This window comes from Actibacterium naphthalenivorans, assembly GCF_014196965.1.
In the GTDB taxonomy this organism is placed as follows: domain Bacteria; phylum Pseudomonadota; class Alphaproteobacteria; order Rhodobacterales; family Rhodobacteraceae; genus Actibacterium_A; species Actibacterium_A naphthalenivorans.
Genome location: NZ_JACIEQ010000001.1, coordinates 475551 through 491916, shown reverse-complemented (window position 1 = coordinate 491916; position 16366 = coordinate 475551). Strand labels below are relative to the sequence as shown.

Below are 16366 nucleotides of genomic sequence, written 5' to 3'. Positions count from 1 at the left end.
CAGATGTCAGAACATTTCGATGCAATCGTCGTCGGGGCGGGGCCTTCGGGCAATGCTGCGGCCTATACGATGGCCAAGGCAGGGCTCAACGTTCTGCAGATCGACCGCGGCGAATACCCCGGATCGAAGAATGTGCAGGGCGCCATCCTCTATGCCGATGCGCTGGAACGGATCATCCCCGATTTTCGCGAACATGCGCCACTGGAACGGCATGTGGTCGAACAGCGCATGTGGTTGCTGGACGAGAAATCCCACACCGGCGCGCATTACCGCAGCGACGATTTCAACGAGGACAAGCCGAACCGCTACACGATCCTGCGGGCCCAGTTCGACAAATGGTTCTCGCGGCAGGTGCGCGCCGCCGGCGCGCTGCTGATCACCGAAACCACTGTCACCAACCTTGTCAAGGATGATGCGGGCCGGGTGATCGGGGTAGAGACCGACCGCGAAGGCGGGCCGATCTATGCCGATGTGGTGGTTCTGGGCGAGGGCGTGAACGCGCTGGTCGGGCAGAACGCCGGGCTGCGCCCCGAGCTCAAGCCGCAGCATGTGGCGCTGGCGGTGAAAGAGACCCATTTCCTGCCCGAGCAGACCGTGCGCGACAGGTTCAACCTGGCGGGCGAGGATGACGGCGTGGTGATCGAGGTGGTGGGCTCCGTCTCTTCGGGGATGGTGGGCACCGGGTTTCTCTATACCAACAAGGAGTCGATTTCGATCGGCGTCGGCTGCCTGATTTCCGACTTCGCGGAAACCTGCATCCCGCCCTATGAACTGCTCGACAATTTCAAGTCGCATCCGTCGGTGGCGCCGCTGCTGAAAGGATCGGAGATGAAGGAATATGTCGCCCATCTGATCCCCGAGGGCGGCTATAACGCGATCCCGCGTCTGACCGGCGACGGCTGGGTGATCATCGGCGATGCCGGGCAGTTTGTGAACGCCGTTCATCGCGAGGGCTCGAACCTCGCGATGACCACCGGGCGGCTGGCTGGCGAAAGCATCGTGCAGCTCAAGGCAGAGCGCAAGCCGATCACCGAGGCCAACCTGAAGCTCTATCGCGACAAGCTGGCCGACAGTTTCGTGATGAAGGATCTGAAGAAATACCGCCGCATTCCCGCGCTTCTGGAACGTAACAAGCAGCTTTTCACCGCCTATCCCAAGGCGATGAGCCAGGCGCTGCAGATGTTCCTGCGGGTGGATGGCACCGACAAGCGATCGAAGGAAAGCGCCATGATGCGCAGCGTGAAACGCGCGCGCGGAAGCTGGCTGGGCGTGGCAACGGATATGTTCAAACTCATGAGGGCGTGGAGATGACTCAAATCGTGCAGAGAATGGAAGAACGGCTTTTTCAGAACCGCTATCTGGTTGATGAAGGACGGCCGCATATTCAGATCAACCGGGCCGCGGTCGACAGCCCGCAGCTGCGCTCGCTGATCAGCATCTGCCCGGCGGGCTGCTATACCGCCGACGAGGACGGGCGGGTGGAAATCGCCTCGGACGGGTGCATGGAATGCGGCACCTGCCGCATCGTCTGTCAGGCCACCGGCGAGATCGAATGGTCCTACCCGCGCGGCGGCTATGGCGTTCTGTACAAGTTCGGATAGGCCCCATGCGCATCCTTGCCGCCCTTTGTCTGAGCATGTTTCTGGCGCCGCCCGCGCGGGCCGGGCCGCTGATCTTCGCGGCGGCCTCTACCGCGCGGGCGCTGGACGCGGCGATTGCCGAAAGCGGAATGGATGTCACGGTGTCCTACGGCGCCTCGGGCGCGATTGCCCGGCAGATCGAACAGGGCGCGCCGGCCGATCTGTTCCTCAGCGCCAACCCCAAATGGATGGCGCATCTGGTGGATCTGGGGCTGGTCGCCGCCGATACGGTCGAGCCGCTCTTGTCCAACACGCTGGTGCTGATCGCGCCGAGCGGGGCCGGGGCGCTGATGCCGACGGCGGTGGCGATGGCCGCGCGGCTGGAGGATGAACAGTTCGTCATGGCCGATTTCACCACCGCCCCGGTGGGCCGCTACGGGCACGCGGCGCTGACCAGCCTGGGCCTGTGGGAGGCGGTCGCGCCCTCTTATGTGCCGACGCGCAACACCATCGCCACGGTCGCGGCGGTGGCGCGGGGCGAGGCGGCGCTGGGGCTGGTCTATGCCAGCGATGCCCTGGGCGTGGAGGGGGTGGAGGTGGTCTATGACATTCCGCCCGAAAGCCACCCGGCTATCCTTTATCTTGTCGCGCCCGTGGCCGGCGCCACCGAGCCAGAGCAGGCGGCGGCGCTGCTTGCCTTTCTGAGAGCGGATGCGGCGCGCACCGTCTTTGCCGGCTTCGGCTTCCGCCCGGCGGAGGGCGCGCCATGACCCCGCCGCTGGGCCTTTCGGTGATGGAATGGCAGGCGCTGACGCTCAGCCTGCGCTCGGCGACACTGGCGGTGCTGTGGTCGCTGCCTCTGGCGATCGGGCTGGGCTGGCTTCTGGCCCGCCGGCGCTTTCCCGGCCACTGGCTGCTGAACGCGGTGGTGCACCTGCCGCTGGTGCTGCCCCCGGTGGTGATCGGTTATCTTCTGCTTGTCCTGCTGGGCCGCGAAGGGGTGATCGGGGCGCCGCTGCACGCGCTTTTCGGGGTGCGGCTGGCGTTTTCGACCCAGGCCGTGGTCATCGCCTGCGCCGTCGTCTCTTTTCCGCTGCTGGTGCGGGCGATCCGGCAATCGGCCGAAAGCATGGATCACCGGTTCGAAGCGGCGGCGCGCAGCCTGGGCGCGGGCGAGCTGCGGGTGTTTCTGACCGTGACCCTGCCGCTGATGTCGCCGGGTATCCTGACGGGGCTGACCCTGGGCTTTGCCCGCGCGGTGGGTGAATTCGGCGCGACCATCACCCTGGCCGCCAACATTCCGGGCAAGACGCAAACCCTGCCGCTGGCGCTGTTTTCAGTCACGCAAAGCCCGGGCGGCGATGCGGCGGCGGCACGGCTTTGCGCGTTGTCGCTGGCGCTGGCCGGGATGGCGCTGATCGGGTCGGAACTGGTGTCGCGGCGCATGACATGGGAGGCGGCGAGATGATCGAACTGAAGCTGGAAAAATCGCAGGGTGCGTTCACACTGGATGTGGCCTTCTCGCTGCCGTTTTCGGGCATCCTGGGGCTGATGGGCCCCTCCGGTTCGGGCAAGAGCACGCTGTTTTCCTGCCTTGCCGGGCATGCGGTGCCCGATGAGGGGCGGATCGCCGTGCGCGGCACCACGCTGCTGGATACGCGGCGCCGGGTGAACCTGCGGCCCGCCCGGCGCGGCATCGGCATCGTGTTTCAGGACGGGCTGCTGTTTCCGCATATGTCGGTGCGGCGCAACCTGACCTATGGTGCCCGCGCCGGCGCGCCCGATCTGCTTGCCGAACTGACAGAGGTGCTGGAGCTTGCGCCGCTGATGGAGCGCCGGCCAGCCTCTCTTTCCGGCGGCGAACGCCAGCGGGTGGCGATCGGCCGGGCGCTGATGGCCGAACCGCGCCTGCTGCTTCTGGACGAGCCGCTTTCGGCGCTCGACCCGGCCCGGCGCGAAGAGGTGCTGTGCCTGCTGGAGCGTGTACATGACCGGACCGGCACGCCGATGATCTATATCTCGCACGCCCCGGAAGAGATCCGCCGCCTGGCGCAAACGGTCATCACGCTGGACCGTGGCCGCATCGCCGATATTTCCGCCAGCCCGGCGCCCCGCTTCGGCCCGCGCGGGCTGCAGCCCGCAGGGGGGCGGCCGCGATGGGCCGTCTGAGGGGCGCACCACCACCACAGCCGGGCGCGGGGGGCCTGCATGATCATCTGTTCCTGCACCGTCATGACGCGCGATCAGCTTTCGGCCACCGTTCGCGCGCTTCTGGCGGAAGACCCGCAGATGATCGTGACGCCGGGCCGCGCCTTTCACCGCCTCGGCCTGCGGATGCAATGCGCCCGCTGCGCCACGTTGGTGAACGAGAAAATCGCCGAAGAGGTTCGGCGCCACCGCCCCGACACACCCCCGCCACGCCCATGAAACAGACGTCCTGAAGGAGATCCCGCATGAAGGGTGATGAAAAGGTTATCGACTATCTCAACAAATCGCTGCGGCACGAGTTGACGGCGGTCAGCCAGTACTGGCTGCATTTCCGCCTGCAGCAGGATTGGGGCTATGCCAGGCTGGCCGCCAAATCGCGCGCGGAATCCATCGAAGAGATGGAACATGCGGACAAGCTGATCGAGCGGATCATTTTCCTCGAGGGTTTCCCGAACCTTCAGGTGCTGGATCCGCTGCGGATCGGGCAGACGGTGAAGGAAACGCTCGAATGCGATCTGGAGGCCGAATATTCCGCCCGCGCGCTCTATAAAGAGGCGCGTGGCATTTGCCGGGATCAGGGCGATTATGTGTCGATGGCGCTGTTCGAGGGGCTGCTGGCGGATGAAGAAGGGCATATCGATTTTCTCGAGACCCAGCTTTCATTGCTCGGCGATCTCGGCGAACAGAAATACGGGCAGCTGAACGCGGTTGCCGCAGATGCGGGCGAGGATTGAGCAGGTGTGATGCAGCGGGCGATTTCTGCGGCGAAAGGGCGGAATTCTTCGGGGCGGATGCGGCAAACCGCGCGTCTTGACCTGCGCGGCGCGGGCGGGTGTGATAGGCTGGCCTCATGGAACTGATACAGTCACTCAGTCAGAAAACCAGCCTGGCGATGACCCGGCGCATGCAGAATTCCATCCGGATTCTGCAGATGAGCAATCAGGACCTGTCGGCCTATCTGGCCGCCGAGGCGCTGGAAAACCCCTGCCTTGACGTGCGCCTGCCCGAAGGCGTGGCCCCCGCCGCGCGCCCGCTGGCCCAGGGCCCGACCCAGGCCGCATCGGAAGAGTGGGATCCGGTCGCCGCGCTGGCCGCCGCGCCCGAGAGCCTTTATGCGCATGTGGGCCGGCAGATCGACCTGCGCTTTGCCAGCACCGCCGAGCGCCGCGTCGCCTATGGGTTTCTGGATATGCTGGAACCAAGCGGCTGGCTTGGCGCATCGGTCGAAGAGGTCGCCGCGGCCAGCGCCTGTACGGTAGCCTTCGCGGAAACGGTTCTGTCCGCATTGCAGGAATGCGAGCCTGCGGGGCTTTTCGCGCGCTCTCTGGCCGAGTGCCTGCGCCTTCAGGCGCGCGAGCGTGACGTGCTGACATGGGAACTGGCCGCCGTTCTCGACAACCTGCCGCTGCTGGCCGCCGGCGAGCTGACGACGCTGGCCGGGATTTGCGATTGCGAGCCCGAGGATATCGGCGAGATTCTGGCCGTGATCCGCGGCTTCGACCCCAAGCCGGGCCAGGCCTTCACCGCGGACCGGCCGCCGGTGTTTCCGCCCGATCTGACCGCGCGCAAAGGCCCGCTGGGCTGGGAGGTGGAGCTGAACCGGTCGCACCTGCCCTCGGTCGCGGTGTCGGCCGATGCGCTGTCGGCCGCCGCTGGCAACAGCGAGGCGCGCGCCTTTTCCGCGCAGGCGATGTCTTCTGCGCGCTGGCTGGTGCATACGCTGGAGCGGCGGCAGGCCACGCTCTTGCAAACCGCCACCGCCATCGTGCGCCGCCAGACGGGGTTTCTCGAACACGGGCCGGGGCATCTGAACCCCCTGTCGCTGGAGGATATCGCGGGCGATCTGGGCCTTCACGCCAGTACGATCAGCCGCGCCACCTCGGGCCGGATGATCGACACGCCGCGCGGTGCCTTTCCGCTGAAAACCTTTTTCTGCCGGGCCTTTCCCTCCGGGGCAGGGCAACAGGACCTGTCGCAGGACGCGGTTCTTTCGCTGGTGCGCACCATCGTGGCGGCGGAAGATCCGGCCCGCCCGCTCAGCGATACCGCCATCGCCAAGCGCGCCCAGTCGGCCGGCACCAAGCTGGCGCGCCGCACGGTCACCAAATACCGCGAGGCGCTGGGCATTCCGTCGTCTTACGACCGCAGGCGCAAGGCCGAAGCGGGGCTGGTGCGCGCCTCGTGATCGCGTGCCGGCCTAACGGCCGAGAAAGGCGCGCCAGTCGGCGATTCCGGTGATGTCTTGGGCGCCTTCGGTGCCGATCGCCTCGCACACAAAGCCCTTGACGGTGCTGCCATCCTCCAGCCGCACGGTGCCGATGCCCAGCGGGGCGGGAATGCCCGCCATGAACCCGCCGAATTCCGAAAGGGGCAGGGCCCAGACCTCCATCGCGATGGCCGCTCCTTCGCCATCGGCGCAGCGCACCATGCCGGGCCGCGCCGGCGGGCCGCCGGCCAGCGCGTAGAAGCGGTAATCGGGGCTGGAGCGTGTGGTTTTCAGAAACCGTGCGCCGCGCCCGGTCAGCTCCTTGTTCAGCGGCAGGCCCGACATATGCGCCCCGCATACCGCCAGCGCGATTTCATCCGGCGCGGCGGCGGGCACAGCTTCGGCGCGCGCGGGCACCGGCCAGTCGGTGGCGCCCAGCGTGCGCGTGCCCGCAGCCTCCAGCGGGGCCGCGAGCGCGGCAAGATAGCCATCCTGCCCGGCGCGGGCCAGCAGGGTCACGCCGCCCGGCCTGCCATCGCTGCGGGGCGGGGTAGGAACCGCCAGCCCGCACATATCCATCAGGTTGACGAAATTGGTATAGGTGCCCGAGCGCGAATTGGGCGTGATCGGGTCCGCTTGCAGATCGGCGACGCTGACGAAGGTGGGCATCGTCGGCACGCAGAGCGCGTCGATCCCCGCCAGCAGCGGTTCGGCCTGCCGGATCAGCTCTTTCAGCCGGTACATGCCGCGAAACGCATCGGCGGCGGTCAGGCTCTCGGCGTGGGTGATGATCTGCCGCGTGACCGGCAGGATCGCCTCGGGATCGGTTTTCAGCAGATCCTCGATCACGGTATAGCGTTCGGCCACCCAGGCGCCGTCATACAGCATCTCGGCCACCGCGTAGAGCGGGGCGAAATCCACCTCTTTCACCGTGGCGCCGGCGCCGCGCAGAATCTCCACCGCATCGTTGAACGATGCCTGCTGCACCTGGTCGCCGAAGAAACGGATGCTGCCGGGCGTGGGGATGCCGATAACCGCATGCGGCGGCGTCGGCCCCGGCGGGGGCGCGGCGACAGGGCGGGCATAGGCATCGGCCGGGTCGTACACCGCGGCCACGCGGAACACCTCATAGGCATCCTCGACCGTCAGGGCGAAGACCGAAACGGTTTCGATGCTGCGGCAGGCAGGCACCACGCCCGAGGCCGAAAACGCGCCCAGCGTCGGCTTCAGCCCGACGATGTTGTTCAGCGCCGCCGGCACGCGGCCCGATCCCGCTGTGTCGGTGCCAAGCGCGAAGGCGACGATGCCGTGGCCCACCACCACCGCCGAGCCCGAAGACGAACCGCCGGGCGCCATGGCCGGGTCAACCGCGTTTTTCGGCGGTGTATAGGGCGAACGGACGCCGACAAGCCCGGTCGCGAACTGATCGAGGTTGGTCTTGCCGATCAGGATCGCGCCCGCCGCGCGCAGTTGCGCCAGGATGAACGCGTCTTCCCCGGCCTCATAGGCGAAGGCGGGGCAGGCCGCCGTTGTCGGCATTCCGGCCGCGTCGATATTGTCCTTGACCGCGAAAGGAACGCCCCAGAGCGGCAACGCGGGGTCATACGCGCCCAGCCCGCGGGCGGCGGCGCGGACCTCCTCCTCTTCCGCCAGGTGGATGAAGATGCCGGGATCATCGACCGCGCGTATCCGGGCGTAAACCTCGGCCACGACATCCTCGGGGCGTGTTCCGGCGGCATATGCGGCTTTCAGCGCGGGCAGGGTGAATGGCAGGGATTTCAACGGATCTTCCTTCAACAGAACGCTCTGGCCCGAAGGTCTGCGGTTGCCGTTGACAATGCAATTGCTATTAATTCACAAAACCGATGCAAAAAATGAACCGGAGAGCGTGCCGATGCGCCATTTGCAGACCTTTCGTTATATCGAGGCGGTGATGCGCGCGGGCTCGATCCGCAAGGCGGCCGAGGATATGAACATCACCGCCTCGGCGCTGAACCGGCGGATCAACCGGTTCGAAGAGGAGTTCGGCGCCGAGATCTTCGAACGCCTGCCGCGCGGGGTGCGGCTGAACCCGGCGGGCGAGCTGTTGATTCAGCATATCCGGGCGCAGAAGTCCGATCTGCTGCGGCTGCAATCGCAGGTGGCCGATCTTTCGGGAGAGCGGCGCGGCCATGTCTCCATCGCCTGTTCGCAGGCGCTGATGCCCTATTTCCTGCCGACCCAGATCGCCGCCTATCGCAGCGAACATCCCGGCGTCACCTTCAGCGCCAATGTGCGCGATCGCGTGGCGGCGGAGCGGGATCTCAGCACTTTCAGCAGCGACATCGCGCTGGTGTTCGAACCCAGCCATCTGGTGGATTTCGAGGTGATCCTGGCGCTGTCGCAACCGATCTACGTGCTGATGCGGCCCGACCATCCGCTGGCGAAAGACCCGGTGGTGCGGCTGCGCGATTGTCTGGATCATCCGCATGTGCTGCCCAGCCCGCAATACGGAGTGCGGGTGTTGCTGGACGCGGCGACGCACAAAAGCTCGCGCGCGGTATCGCCGATCGTCGAGGCGGAGTCCTTCGATTTCATGCGCCACTACGTGATGCATGAAAACGCCATCAGCTTTCAGTTTCCGATCGGGCTGAACCTGGGTGCGGCGGGCGATCTGGTGGCGCGGGAGCTTTCCACGCGGGATGTGCCGCCGGGCAACCTGTTGCTGGGGCAGATGCGGGGGCGGACGCTGCCGGTGGCTTCGGCCCGGTTCGTGCAGCAACTGGCGCAGGCGTTGCAGGACCATGCGTTCTGACGGCCGGCTCTGGCACGGCTGCCGGTTCTCAAAATGCACCGGTATTGGATAAAATTAGCATTAGTAAACACCACTTCGCCGCTCTATCGTCGATTCTGTCGAATGGAAACTGGCCGCGATCCCCGGGGGCACCGGAGCGCGCAAGCAGACGCCCGACCCGCGCGGCCCGCGAAGGAGCTTTACATGTCCAACACACTCAGCCTCTCGAGGCGCCGTTTTCTGACCACGACCGCAACCGCCGCCGGCGCCGCCGCCCTTGGCGCCGCCTTGCCGGCGAGCCGCGCCCATGCGGCGGGCGATCTGACGGTCGGGTTCATCTATGTCGGCCCGAAGGATGACTTCGGCTATAACCAGGCGCATGCCGAAGGGGCCGCGGCGGTCAAGGCCATGTCGGGCGTGACCGTGGTGGAAGAAGAGAACGTGCCCGAAACGGTGGACGTGCAGAACACCATGCAATCGATGATCAACTTCGACGGCGCATCGCTTCTGTTCCCCACGTCCTTTGGTTACTTTGACCCGCATATCCTTGAGATGGCGGTGAAATACCCCGATGTCCGGTTCGAGCACGCGGGCGGCATGTGGTCGGCCGACAAGCATCCGATGAACGTCGGCTCCTACTTCGGCTATATCGGCATGGGCCAGTTCCTGAACGGTATCACCGCAGGCCACGCCACCAAGACCAAGAAGATCGGCTTTGTCGCGGCCAAGCCCATTCCGCAGGTTCTGCTGAACATCAACTCTTTCCTTCTGGGCGCGCGCCAGGTTGACCCGACCATCACCTGCCAGGTGATCTTCACCGGAGAATGGTCGCTGGCGGTCAAAGAGGCCGAGGCGACGAACGCGCTGGCCGATCAGGGCTGTGACGTGATCACCTGCCATGTGGACGGGCCCAAGGTGGTGATGGAAACCGCCGCCGGGCGCGGCGCCTATATCTGCGGCTATCACGCCAACCAGAGCCCGCTGGCCCCCGACATGTATCTGACGGGCGCGGAATGGAACTGGGCCGGTGTTTATACCGGAATGGTGCAAACCGTACTGGACGGCGGCGAAATCGGCAATTTCGTACGCGGCGGTCTGGCCGAAGGCTTCATCAAGATGAGCCCGCTTGGCCCCGCCGTATCGGATGCCGCCCGCGCCCAGTTCGAAGAGACCAAGGCCAAGATCATGGCGGGCGGCTATGCGGTGATCAATGGCCCGATGAGCGACAACAAGGGCAATGTCATCGCCACGGCGGGCCAGTCCTTCGTGGAAACCGATGTGGCGCTGGAAAGCATGGATTACCTCGTTGACGGGGTGATCGGCTCGACGAGCTGAGCGGTCCGATGAGCGAACTGGCGACAACCCCGACCGTGCCCTCTAGAACATCCGCGCTTCAGGTGCTGATGCCGAGGGCCGAGGCTGTCGTCATTCCGCTGGTGGCGCTTCTGACCGGCCTGATTGTGTTCAGCCTGTTTCTCGTGGCGGTCGGAAAGTCACCGGCGGACTTCTATGCGCTGGTCTACAAGGCGGGGTTCAGCTCTTCGTTTTCGTGGCAGAACACGCTGTCGCGGGTGGCGCCGCTGTTGCTGGCGGCACTGTGCGTGGCGCTGCCCGCGCGGCTGGGGCTGGTGGTGATCGGCGGCGAGGGCGCGATCGCGCTGGGCGGTCTGGCGGCGGCGGTTGTCGGCGTGTGGCTGGCCGGTGCGCCGTCGGTCATCGGTTTCGCGCTGATGGTGGTGGCGGCGATGCTGGTGGGCGGCGCATGGATCGGCGCGGTCGGCGCGCTGCGGTTCAGGCGTGGCGTGAACGAAACCATCGCCTCGCTGCTGATGGCCTATATCGCCATCGCGCTGATGAACCATTGGGTCGAGGGCATGTTCCGTGATCCGACCAGCCTGAACAAACCCTCTACCACGCCGCTGCCCCCGGCGCTGCGGGTGGGTGAGATGCCGATCGGGATCGACGTGCACTGGGGCTTTGCCGCCGGGGTACTGGCCTGTATCGCAAGCTGGGTGCTGATCGAGCGCACCACGCTGGGCTTCGCGGCCCGCATCGCCGGTGACAATGTGCGCGCGGCGCAGGTGCAGGGCCTGCCGGTGGGCAAGCTGATCATCGGGTTCACCGCTCTGGGCGGGGCCTTTGCCGGGCTCGCCGGGTTTTTCGAGGTGGCGGCGGTGCATGGCTCGGCCAACGGCTCTTTGGTGTCGGGCTATGGCTATACCGGCATCCTGATCGCCTTTCTGGCGCGTCACAACCCGCTGGCGATCATCCCCGTGGCGATCCTGCTGGGCGGGTTCGAAGCCTCCAGCGGGTTGATACAGCGGCGGATGGACCTGCCCGACGCGACCGTTGTGGTGCTGGAGGGGATCGTGTTTGTCGCCATCCTGCTGAGCGAGACCTTCTATGGCCGCTTCCGCATCTTTACCGCAGCCTATTGGGCGAAACCATGAGCACATCCGCGGATATCGGGCTTTGGGGCGTGCCGCTGGCCATTCTGGGCGGCGCGATCCGGGTGTCCACGCCGTTTCTGTTCGTGTCGCTGGGCGAATGCCTGACCGAGCGTTCCGGGCGGATCAACCTGGGGCTGGAGGGCACCTTGGTATTCGGCGCGATGGCGGGCTATGCCATCGCCTTCCAGACCGGCTCGGCCTGGGCCGGCGTGCTGGCGGCGGCGCTGGCGGGCACGGTGTTCGGGTTGTTTCACGGCTGGATCTGCAAGTTCCGCGGCGTGAATGACATCGCCATCGGCATCGCGATGATGCTGCTGGGCTCCGGCCTCGCGTTCTTTTTCGGCAAACCCTACATTCAGCCCGTGGCGCCCGATCTTCCGGCGATCCCGCTGGGCTGGTGGTCGGATGTCACGCAGGTGCAGGCGGCGTTGCAGATCAACGTGCTGTTCCTGATCGGGGCGGCGTTCTCCGTAGCGTTGTGGTGGGTGTTCAAATCCACCCGCGTGGGCCTGACCATCCGGGTGGTGGGCGACAGCACCGATGCCGCCCGCGCCATGGGGCTGAACCCCGATCTGGTGCGTCTGCTGGCCACGGCGGCGGGCGGGGCGCTGGCCGGGGTCGGGGGGGCCTATCTTTCACTTTATTATCCGGGAAGCTGGAACGAGGGGGTTTCATCGGGCCAGGGCCTGATGGCGGTGGCGCTGGTGATCTTCGCGCGCTGGAACCCGGTCTATTGCTTCTGGGCGGCGCTGCTGTTCGGCGGGGCCGGGGCGCTGGGGCCCGCGTTGCAGTCGGTGGGAGTCAGCCAGGGCTATTACCTGTTCTATGCCGCGCCCTACGTGCTGACCCTCGGGCTGCTGATCGCCACATCCTCGCCCAACCGGGCGCTGGAGGGCGCGCCGGGCGAGTTGAGCATCACGAAATAGGAGAGCGCCATGAACGGGCTGGGCGGGCTGAACAAATCGGAAAACGGGGTGGTGATGGGGCTGGTGCAGCTTCAGCTGCCGGTGGTCGAGACGCCGGCCGATCTGGCCGCGCAGGTGGCGCGGGTGGTGGCGCTGGTCGGCAAGGCGCGGCGCAATCTCGGCACCATGGATCTGGTGGTGTTTCCCGAATACGCGTTGCACGGGCTGTCGATGGACATCAACCCCGCGATCATGTGCCGGATGGACGGGCCCGAGGTGGCCGCGCTGAAACAGGCCTGTATCGACAACGCGATCTGGGGCTGCTTTTCGATCATGGAGCATAACCCCGGCGGGATGCCCTATAACACCGGCCTGATCATCGACGACACGGGCGAGCTGCGGCTTTACTATCGCAAGATGCACCCCTGGGTGCCGGTCGAGCCGTGGGAGCCGGGCGATGGCGGCATCCCGGTTTGCGACGGCCCGAACGGCAGCAAGCTGGCGCTGATCATCTGTCACGACGGGATGTTCCCCGAAATGGCGCGCGAGGCCGCCTACAAGGGCGCCGAGATCATGATCCGCACCGCCGGCTATACCGCGCCGATCCGGCAAAGCTGGCGCTTCACCAACCAGTCCAACGCGTTCTGCAACCTGATGATCACCGCAAATGTCTGCATGTGCGGCAGTGACGGCACCTTCGACAGCATGGGCGAAGGGATGTTCGTGAATTTCGACGGCAGCATCATCGCCCATGGCACCACCGGCCGCGCCGACGAGATCATCACCGCCGAGCTGCGCCCCGATCTGGTGCGCGAGGCACGGCTGGGCTGGGGGGTGGAGAACAACATCTACCAGTTCGGCCATCGCGGCTATGTCGCCGTCAAGGGCGGCGCGCAGGATTGCCCCTACAGCTATATGACCGATCTGGCCGCCGGGCGGTATCGCCTGCCGTGGGAGGATGACGTCCGGGTGACCGACGGCACCGGCTGCGGCTTTGACGCGCCGACGCGGATCTACGGCGAAACCACCCCGGAGGCAGCGGAATGAGCCATATCGACGCCGACCCCTATAACTGGCCCTATAACGGCGATCTGCGCCCCGACAATACCGCGCTGATCATCATCGACATGCAGACCGATTTCTGCGGCAAGGGCGGCTATGTCGATGCGATGGGCTATGACCTGTCGCTGACGCAGGCGCCGATCGGCCCGATCAAGGCGCTGCTGGGCGCGATGCGCGACAAGGGCTATCTGATCATCCACACCCGCGAAGGGCACCGGCCCGATCTGGCCGACCTGCCGCCGAACAAGCGCTGGCGCAGCCAGCAGATCGGCGCGGGTATCGGCGATGCCGGCCCCTGCGGCAAGATCCTGATCCGGGGCGAGCCGGGCTGGGACATCATCCCCGATCTCTACCCGATCGCGGGCGAACCGATCATCGACAAGCCCGGCAAGGGCAGCTTCTGCGCCACCGATCTCGAGTTGTTGCTGCGTACCAAGGGCATCGACAACATCGTCCTGACCGGCATCACCACCGATGTCTGCGTTCACACCACCATGCGCGAGGCCAATGACAGGGGGTTCGAATGCCTGCTGGTCGAGGATTGCTGCGGCGCCACCGACAGGGGCAACCATGACGCGGCCATCAAGATGGTGAAGATGCAGGGCGGCGTGTTCGGCGCGGTATCGGACAGCGCCAGGCTGATCGCGGCGCTGCCATGAGCCACGAGCGCGCCCTTCCGACCGGGGCCATCGGGGTCGAGGCCGTGGGGATGACCATGCGGTTCGGCGATTTCACGGCGCTGGACAATGTCACCGTCAACATCCGCCCCGGCACGTTCCACGCGCTGCTGGGCGAGAACGGCGCCGGCAAGTCGACGCTGGTGAAGTGCATCATGGGGTTCTACCATGCCACCTCGGGCGGTGTGCTGGTGGACGGGCACGAGGCGCTGATGACCGATCCGAAGGCGGCGCATGCGCTGGGGCTGGGCATGGTCTATCAGCATTTCACGCTGGTTCCTTCGCTGACCGCGGCCGAGAACCTTGTGATCAGCCGCGCCGACGCGCCGCGCGTGATCAACTGGGGCAAGGAGCGCGCCGATCTGGCCGCTTTCATGGCGCGGATGCCGTTTCATGTGCCGCTGGATCAGCCGGTGAACCGGCTGGCGGCCGGCGAAAAGCAGAAGCTGGAAATCCTCAAGCAGCTTTATCTGGGGCGGCGGTTCCTGATCCTCGACGAGCCGACCTCGGTGCTGACCCCGGCCGAGGCGGAAGATGTGCTGGGCCATGTTCGCGCGCTGACCCGCGCGGGCGAGATCACGGTGCTGATGATCACCCACAAGTTCCGCGAGGTGACGCGCTTTGCCGATGATCTGACGGTGCTGCGCCGGGGCAGCCACGCGGGCGGCGGCGCCGTGGCGGAGCTGAGCCATGATGACATGGCGCGGATGATGATGGGCGCCGACCCGGATCTGCGCAGCATCGATCGGACAGGCGGCGCGGGCGCTGTCGTGCTGAAGCTGGACGGGGTGCGCGCCACCGACCGTTCCGGCCTGAAACCGATCGAGATCGACGCGCTGGACGTGCGCGCGGGCGAGGTGCTGGGCATTGCAGGGGTTTCGGGCAACGGGCAGATGGAACTGATGGAGATCCTGACAGGCCAGCGGGCGCTGGAAGGCGGGGCAGTGATGGTCAAGGGCAATGCGTTCACCGCGACGCGGGCCGAGGCGAAGGCGCACAAGGTACGCTACCTGCCCGAAGAGCCGCTGCGCAATGCCTGCGCGCCGAAGATGAGCGTGGCCGAAAACCTGGCGTTCCGGCTGTTCGACGTGGGCGCGGGGCCTAAGCCGCGATTCTGGAAAAGCGGGCGGCAGATCGCCGAGAACGCGCAGGCGATGATTGCCGGGTTCAAGATCAAGACCGCCTCGCCGCAAAGCCCGATCGCGGCGCTGTCGGGGGGCAATGTGCAGCGTGCGGTTCTGGCGCGCGAACTGTCGGGGGATGTCGATCTGCTGATCGTGTCGAACCCCTGTTTCGGGCTGGATTTCGCCGCCGTTTCGGCCATCCGCGCGCGGATCATCGCGGCGCGCAACAAGGGGGCGGCGGTGCTTTTGATAAGCGAGGATCTGGACGAGATACTGGAGCTGTCGGACAGGATCGTGGTGATGTCGGAGGGGCGGATCGCCTATGAAACCCCCGGCGCGACGGCGGACGTGGCCGAGATCGGGCGTTATATGGCGGGGCATGGCTGATGGGGGTGATCCGGGCAGAGCCGTTCGATTTTTCCTTCGATCCCGCAACGCTTGGCCTTGTGGTGATCGACATGCAGCGCGATTTCGTCGAGCCGGGGGGCTTTGGCGCCTCGCTTGGCAATGACGTGGCGCTGTTGCAGGCGATCATTCCCACGGTGCAGGCGCTGATCGGCGGGTTCCGCGCGGCGGGCCTGCCGGTCATTCACACCCGCGAATGCCACCGGCCCGATCTGTCGGACCTGCCGCCGGCCAAGCGCGACCGCGGCGCGCCGGCGCTGCGCATCGGCGATGAGGGGCCGATGGGCCGCATCCTGATCGCCGGAGAGCCGGGGGCCGACATCGTGCCCGAACTGGCGCCGGCGCCGGGCGAGCCGGTGATCGACAAGCCGGGCAAGGGGGCCTTTTATGGCACGGAATTCGCGCAGGTTCTGGCGGACCGAAACCTGCGCCAGCTTGTCTTTGCCGGGGTCACCACGGAAGTTTGCGTGCAGACCACGATGCGCGAGGCGAATGACCGGGGGTTCGACGGCCTGCTGGCAACCGATGCCACCGAAAGTTATTTCCCCGAATTCAAGCAGGCCGCGATCCGGATGATCATCGCCCAGGGCGGCATTGTCGGATGGGCCGCGCCCACCGCGCATGTGCTGGAGGCGCTGTGATGGCTGATCCGCAGATCACCCTGCCGCTTTTGCCGCCCGAGGCGCTGCGCGCCTGCGCCTTCGCGCCGTTCCGCGAGGGGGTCGAGATTTTCTGGATACGCGAAGGCAGCCCGGCGCTGGCACTGCTGCGCTATGCGCCGGGCGCCGGCGTTCCGCGCCACCGGCATGTGGGGCTGGAGACGATCCTGGTGCTGGAGGGCGCCCAGTCGGACGAGGCCGGGCGCTATGGCGCGGGGCAGCTTGTGGTCAACCAGCCGGGTTCCGAGCATTCGGTCTGGTCTGACGAGGGGTGCCTTGTTCTGATCCAGTGGGAAAAACCGGTGGCCTTCGTCTGA

General features: G+C 66.3%; 18 protein-coding genes. 17 read left to right on the top strand and 1 reads right to left on the bottom strand.

From position 1 onward, the window contains the following. Positions 1-3 precede the first annotated feature (3 nt). The 8 genes from GGR17_RS02345 to rpoN all read left to right on the top strand — a co-directional run bounded on the left by GGR17_RS02345 (position 4) and on the right by rpoN (position 5973). A complete protein-coding gene (locus GGR17_RS02345; RefSeq protein ID WP_054538243.1) occupies positions 4-1311 on the top strand; it encodes an FAD-dependent oxidoreductase in 1308 nt (435 codons plus the stop codon). 17 nt (positions 1312-1328) lie between these two features. Then, positions 1329-1601: a ferredoxin family protein gene (locus tag GGR17_RS02340; RefSeq protein ID WP_235974397.1), complete on the top strand. Its 273-nt coding sequence runs from the start codon at positions 1329-1331 to the stop codon at positions 1599-1601. Positions 1602-1606: 5 nt separating this feature from the next. Next, entirely contained in the window at positions 1607-2350 is a 744-nt protein-coding gene (gene modA, locus GGR17_RS02335; RefSeq protein ID WP_054538244.1) for a molybdate ABC transporter substrate-binding protein, read from the top strand. Then, positions 2347-3048: a molybdate ABC transporter permease subunit gene (modB, locus tag GGR17_RS02330; protein WP_207642694.1), complete on the top strand. Its 702-nt coding sequence runs from the start codon at positions 2347-2349 to the stop codon at positions 3046-3048. The genes modA and modB overlap by 4 nt, the downstream gene beginning before the upstream one ends. After that, positions 3045-3749 carry an ATP-binding cassette domain-containing protein gene (locus GGR17_RS02325; RefSeq protein WP_160173131.1) on the top strand — a complete coding sequence of 235 codons (705 nt, stop codon included), beginning with the start codon at positions 3045-3047 and terminating at the stop codon, positions 3747-3749. The genes modB and GGR17_RS02325 overlap by 4 nt, the downstream gene beginning before the upstream one ends. Positions 3750-3788: 39 nt before the next feature. After that, the gene (locus GGR17_RS02320; RefSeq protein WP_037211019.1) at positions 3789-4007 is read left to right on the top strand and encodes a (2Fe-2S)-binding protein; all 219 of its coding nucleotides are present in this window, start codon (positions 3789-3791) and stop codon (positions 4005-4007) included. A 26-nt stretch (positions 4008-4033) separates the two neighbouring features. Beyond that, a complete protein-coding gene (gene bfr, locus GGR17_RS02315; RefSeq protein ID WP_054538245.1) occupies positions 4034-4522 on the top strand; it encodes a bacterioferritin in 489 nt (162 codons plus the stop codon). A gap of 116 nt (positions 4523-4638) precedes the next feature. Further along, positions 4639-5973 (top strand): RNA polymerase factor sigma-54, encoded by a 1335-nt coding sequence (gene rpoN / locus GGR17_RS02310; RefSeq protein WP_054538246.1) that lies wholly within the window; start codon positions 4639-4641, stop codon positions 5971-5973. A gap of 12 nt (positions 5974-5985) precedes the next feature. Here the strand turns inward: rpoN and atzF are convergent, their stop codons facing one another. Then, on the bottom strand, positions 5986-7776 hold the full coding sequence (gene atzF, locus GGR17_RS02305) for an allophanate hydrolase (RefSeq protein WP_054538247.1): 1791 nt from the start codon (positions 7774-7776) through the stop codon (positions 5986-5988). Positions 7777-7888: 112 nt separating this feature from the next. On the opposite strand from atzF, the gene GGR17_RS02300 reads away from it, so the two are divergent. From GGR17_RS02300 to GGR17_RS02260, 9 genes are all read left to right on the top strand, one after another. Then, on the top strand, positions 7889-8788 hold the full coding sequence (locus tag GGR17_RS02300; RefSeq protein ID WP_054538248.1) for a LysR family transcriptional regulator: 900 nt from the start codon (positions 7889-7891) through the stop codon (positions 8786-8788). A gap of 183 nt (positions 8789-8971) precedes the next feature. Continuing rightward, positions 8972-10102 (top strand): BMP family ABC transporter substrate-binding protein, encoded by a 1131-nt coding sequence (locus GGR17_RS02295; RefSeq protein ID WP_054538249.1) that lies wholly within the window; start codon positions 8972-8974, stop codon positions 10100-10102. 8 nt (positions 10103-10110) lie between these two features. After that, on the top strand, positions 10111-11217 hold the full coding sequence (locus tag GGR17_RS02290) for an ABC transporter permease (RefSeq protein ID WP_054538250.1): 1107 nt from the start codon (positions 10111-10113) through the stop codon (positions 11215-11217). Further along, entirely contained in the window at positions 11214-12143 is a 930-nt protein-coding gene (locus GGR17_RS02285; RefSeq protein ID WP_037209126.1) for an ABC transporter permease, read from the top strand. The genes GGR17_RS02290 and GGR17_RS02285 overlap by 4 nt, the downstream gene beginning before the upstream one ends. Positions 12144-12152: 9 nt before the next feature. After that, positions 12153-13169, top strand: coding sequence for a formamidase (locus tag GGR17_RS02280; protein ID WP_054538251.1), 1017 nt, complete (start codon positions 12153-12155; stop codon positions 13167-13169). After that, positions 13166-13843 (top strand): biuret amidohydrolase, encoded by a 678-nt coding sequence (biuH, locus tag GGR17_RS02275; RefSeq protein WP_054538252.1) that lies wholly within the window; start codon positions 13166-13168, stop codon positions 13841-13843. Before GGR17_RS02280 ends, biuH begins: the two co-directional genes overlap by 4 nt. Beyond that, positions 13840-15372: an ABC transporter ATP-binding protein gene (locus tag GGR17_RS02270; protein ID WP_054538253.1), complete on the top strand. Its 1533-nt coding sequence runs from the start codon at positions 13840-13842 to the stop codon at positions 15370-15372. The genes biuH and GGR17_RS02270 overlap by 4 nt, the downstream gene beginning before the upstream one ends. Next, positions 15372-16031, top strand: coding sequence for a cysteine hydrolase family protein (locus tag GGR17_RS02265; protein WP_054538254.1), 660 nt, complete (start codon positions 15372-15374; stop codon positions 16029-16031). Before GGR17_RS02270 ends, GGR17_RS02265 begins: the two co-directional genes overlap by 1 nt. Next, complete coding sequence (locus GGR17_RS02260) at positions 16031-16366, top strand: cupin domain-containing protein (RefSeq protein WP_054538255.1); 336 nt, start codon at positions 16031-16033, stop codon at positions 16364-16366. Before GGR17_RS02265 ends, GGR17_RS02260 begins: the two co-directional genes overlap by 1 nt.

What these genes read in the sequence shown, in the direction of transcription:
- GGR17_RS02345 (WP_054538243.1), top strand. Translation starts at nt 4, where the DNA reads ATGTCAGAACATTTCGATGCAATCGTCGTCGGGGCGGGGCCTTCGGGC.
- GGR17_RS02340 (WP_235974397.1), top strand. Translation starts at nt 1,329, where the DNA reads ATGGAAGAACGGCTTTTTCAGAACCGCTATCTGGTTGATGAAGGACGG.
- modA (WP_054538244.1), top strand. Translation starts at nt 1,607, where the DNA reads ATGCGCATCCTTGCCGCCCTTTGTCTGAGCATGTTTCTGGCGCCGCCC.
- modB (WP_207642694.1), top strand. Translation starts at nt 2,347, where the DNA reads ATGACCCCGCCGCTGGGCCTTTCGGTGATGGAATGGCAGGCGCTGACG.
- GGR17_RS02325 (WP_160173131.1), top strand. Translation starts at nt 3,045, where the DNA reads ATGATCGAACTGAAGCTGGAAAAATCGCAGGGTGCGTTCACACTGGAT.
- GGR17_RS02320 (WP_037211019.1), top strand. Translation starts at nt 3,789, where the DNA reads ATGATCATCTGTTCCTGCACCGTCATGACGCGCGATCAGCTTTCGGCC.
- bfr (WP_054538245.1), top strand. Translation starts at nt 4,034, where the DNA reads ATGAAGGGTGATGAAAAGGTTATCGACTATCTCAACAAATCGCTGCGG.
- rpoN (WP_054538246.1), top strand. Translation starts at nt 4,639, where the DNA reads ATGGAACTGATACAGTCACTCAGTCAGAAAACCAGCCTGGCGATGACC.
- GGR17_RS02300 (WP_054538248.1), top strand. Translation starts at nt 7,889, where the DNA reads ATGCGCCATTTGCAGACCTTTCGTTATATCGAGGCGGTGATGCGCGCG.
- GGR17_RS02295 (WP_054538249.1), top strand. Translation starts at nt 8,972, where the DNA reads ATGTCCAACACACTCAGCCTCTCGAGGCGCCGTTTTCTGACCACGACC.
- GGR17_RS02290 (WP_054538250.1), top strand. Translation starts at nt 10,111, where the DNA reads ATGAGCGAACTGGCGACAACCCCGACCGTGCCCTCTAGAACATCCGCG.
- GGR17_RS02285 (WP_037209126.1), top strand. Translation starts at nt 11,214, where the DNA reads ATGAGCACATCCGCGGATATCGGGCTTTGGGGCGTGCCGCTGGCCATT.
- GGR17_RS02280 (WP_054538251.1), top strand. Translation starts at nt 12,153, where the DNA reads ATGAACGGGCTGGGCGGGCTGAACAAATCGGAAAACGGGGTGGTGATG.
- biuH (WP_054538252.1), top strand. Translation starts at nt 13,166, where the DNA reads ATGAGCCATATCGACGCCGACCCCTATAACTGGCCCTATAACGGCGAT.
- GGR17_RS02270 (WP_054538253.1), top strand. Translation starts at nt 13,840, where the DNA reads ATGAGCCACGAGCGCGCCCTTCCGACCGGGGCCATCGGGGTCGAGGCC.
- GGR17_RS02265 (WP_054538254.1), top strand. Translation starts at nt 15,372, where the DNA reads ATGGGGGTGATCCGGGCAGAGCCGTTCGATTTTTCCTTCGATCCCGCA.
- GGR17_RS02260 (WP_054538255.1), top strand. Translation starts at nt 16,031, where the DNA reads ATGGCTGATCCGCAGATCACCCTGCCGCTTTTGCCGCCCGAGGCGCTG.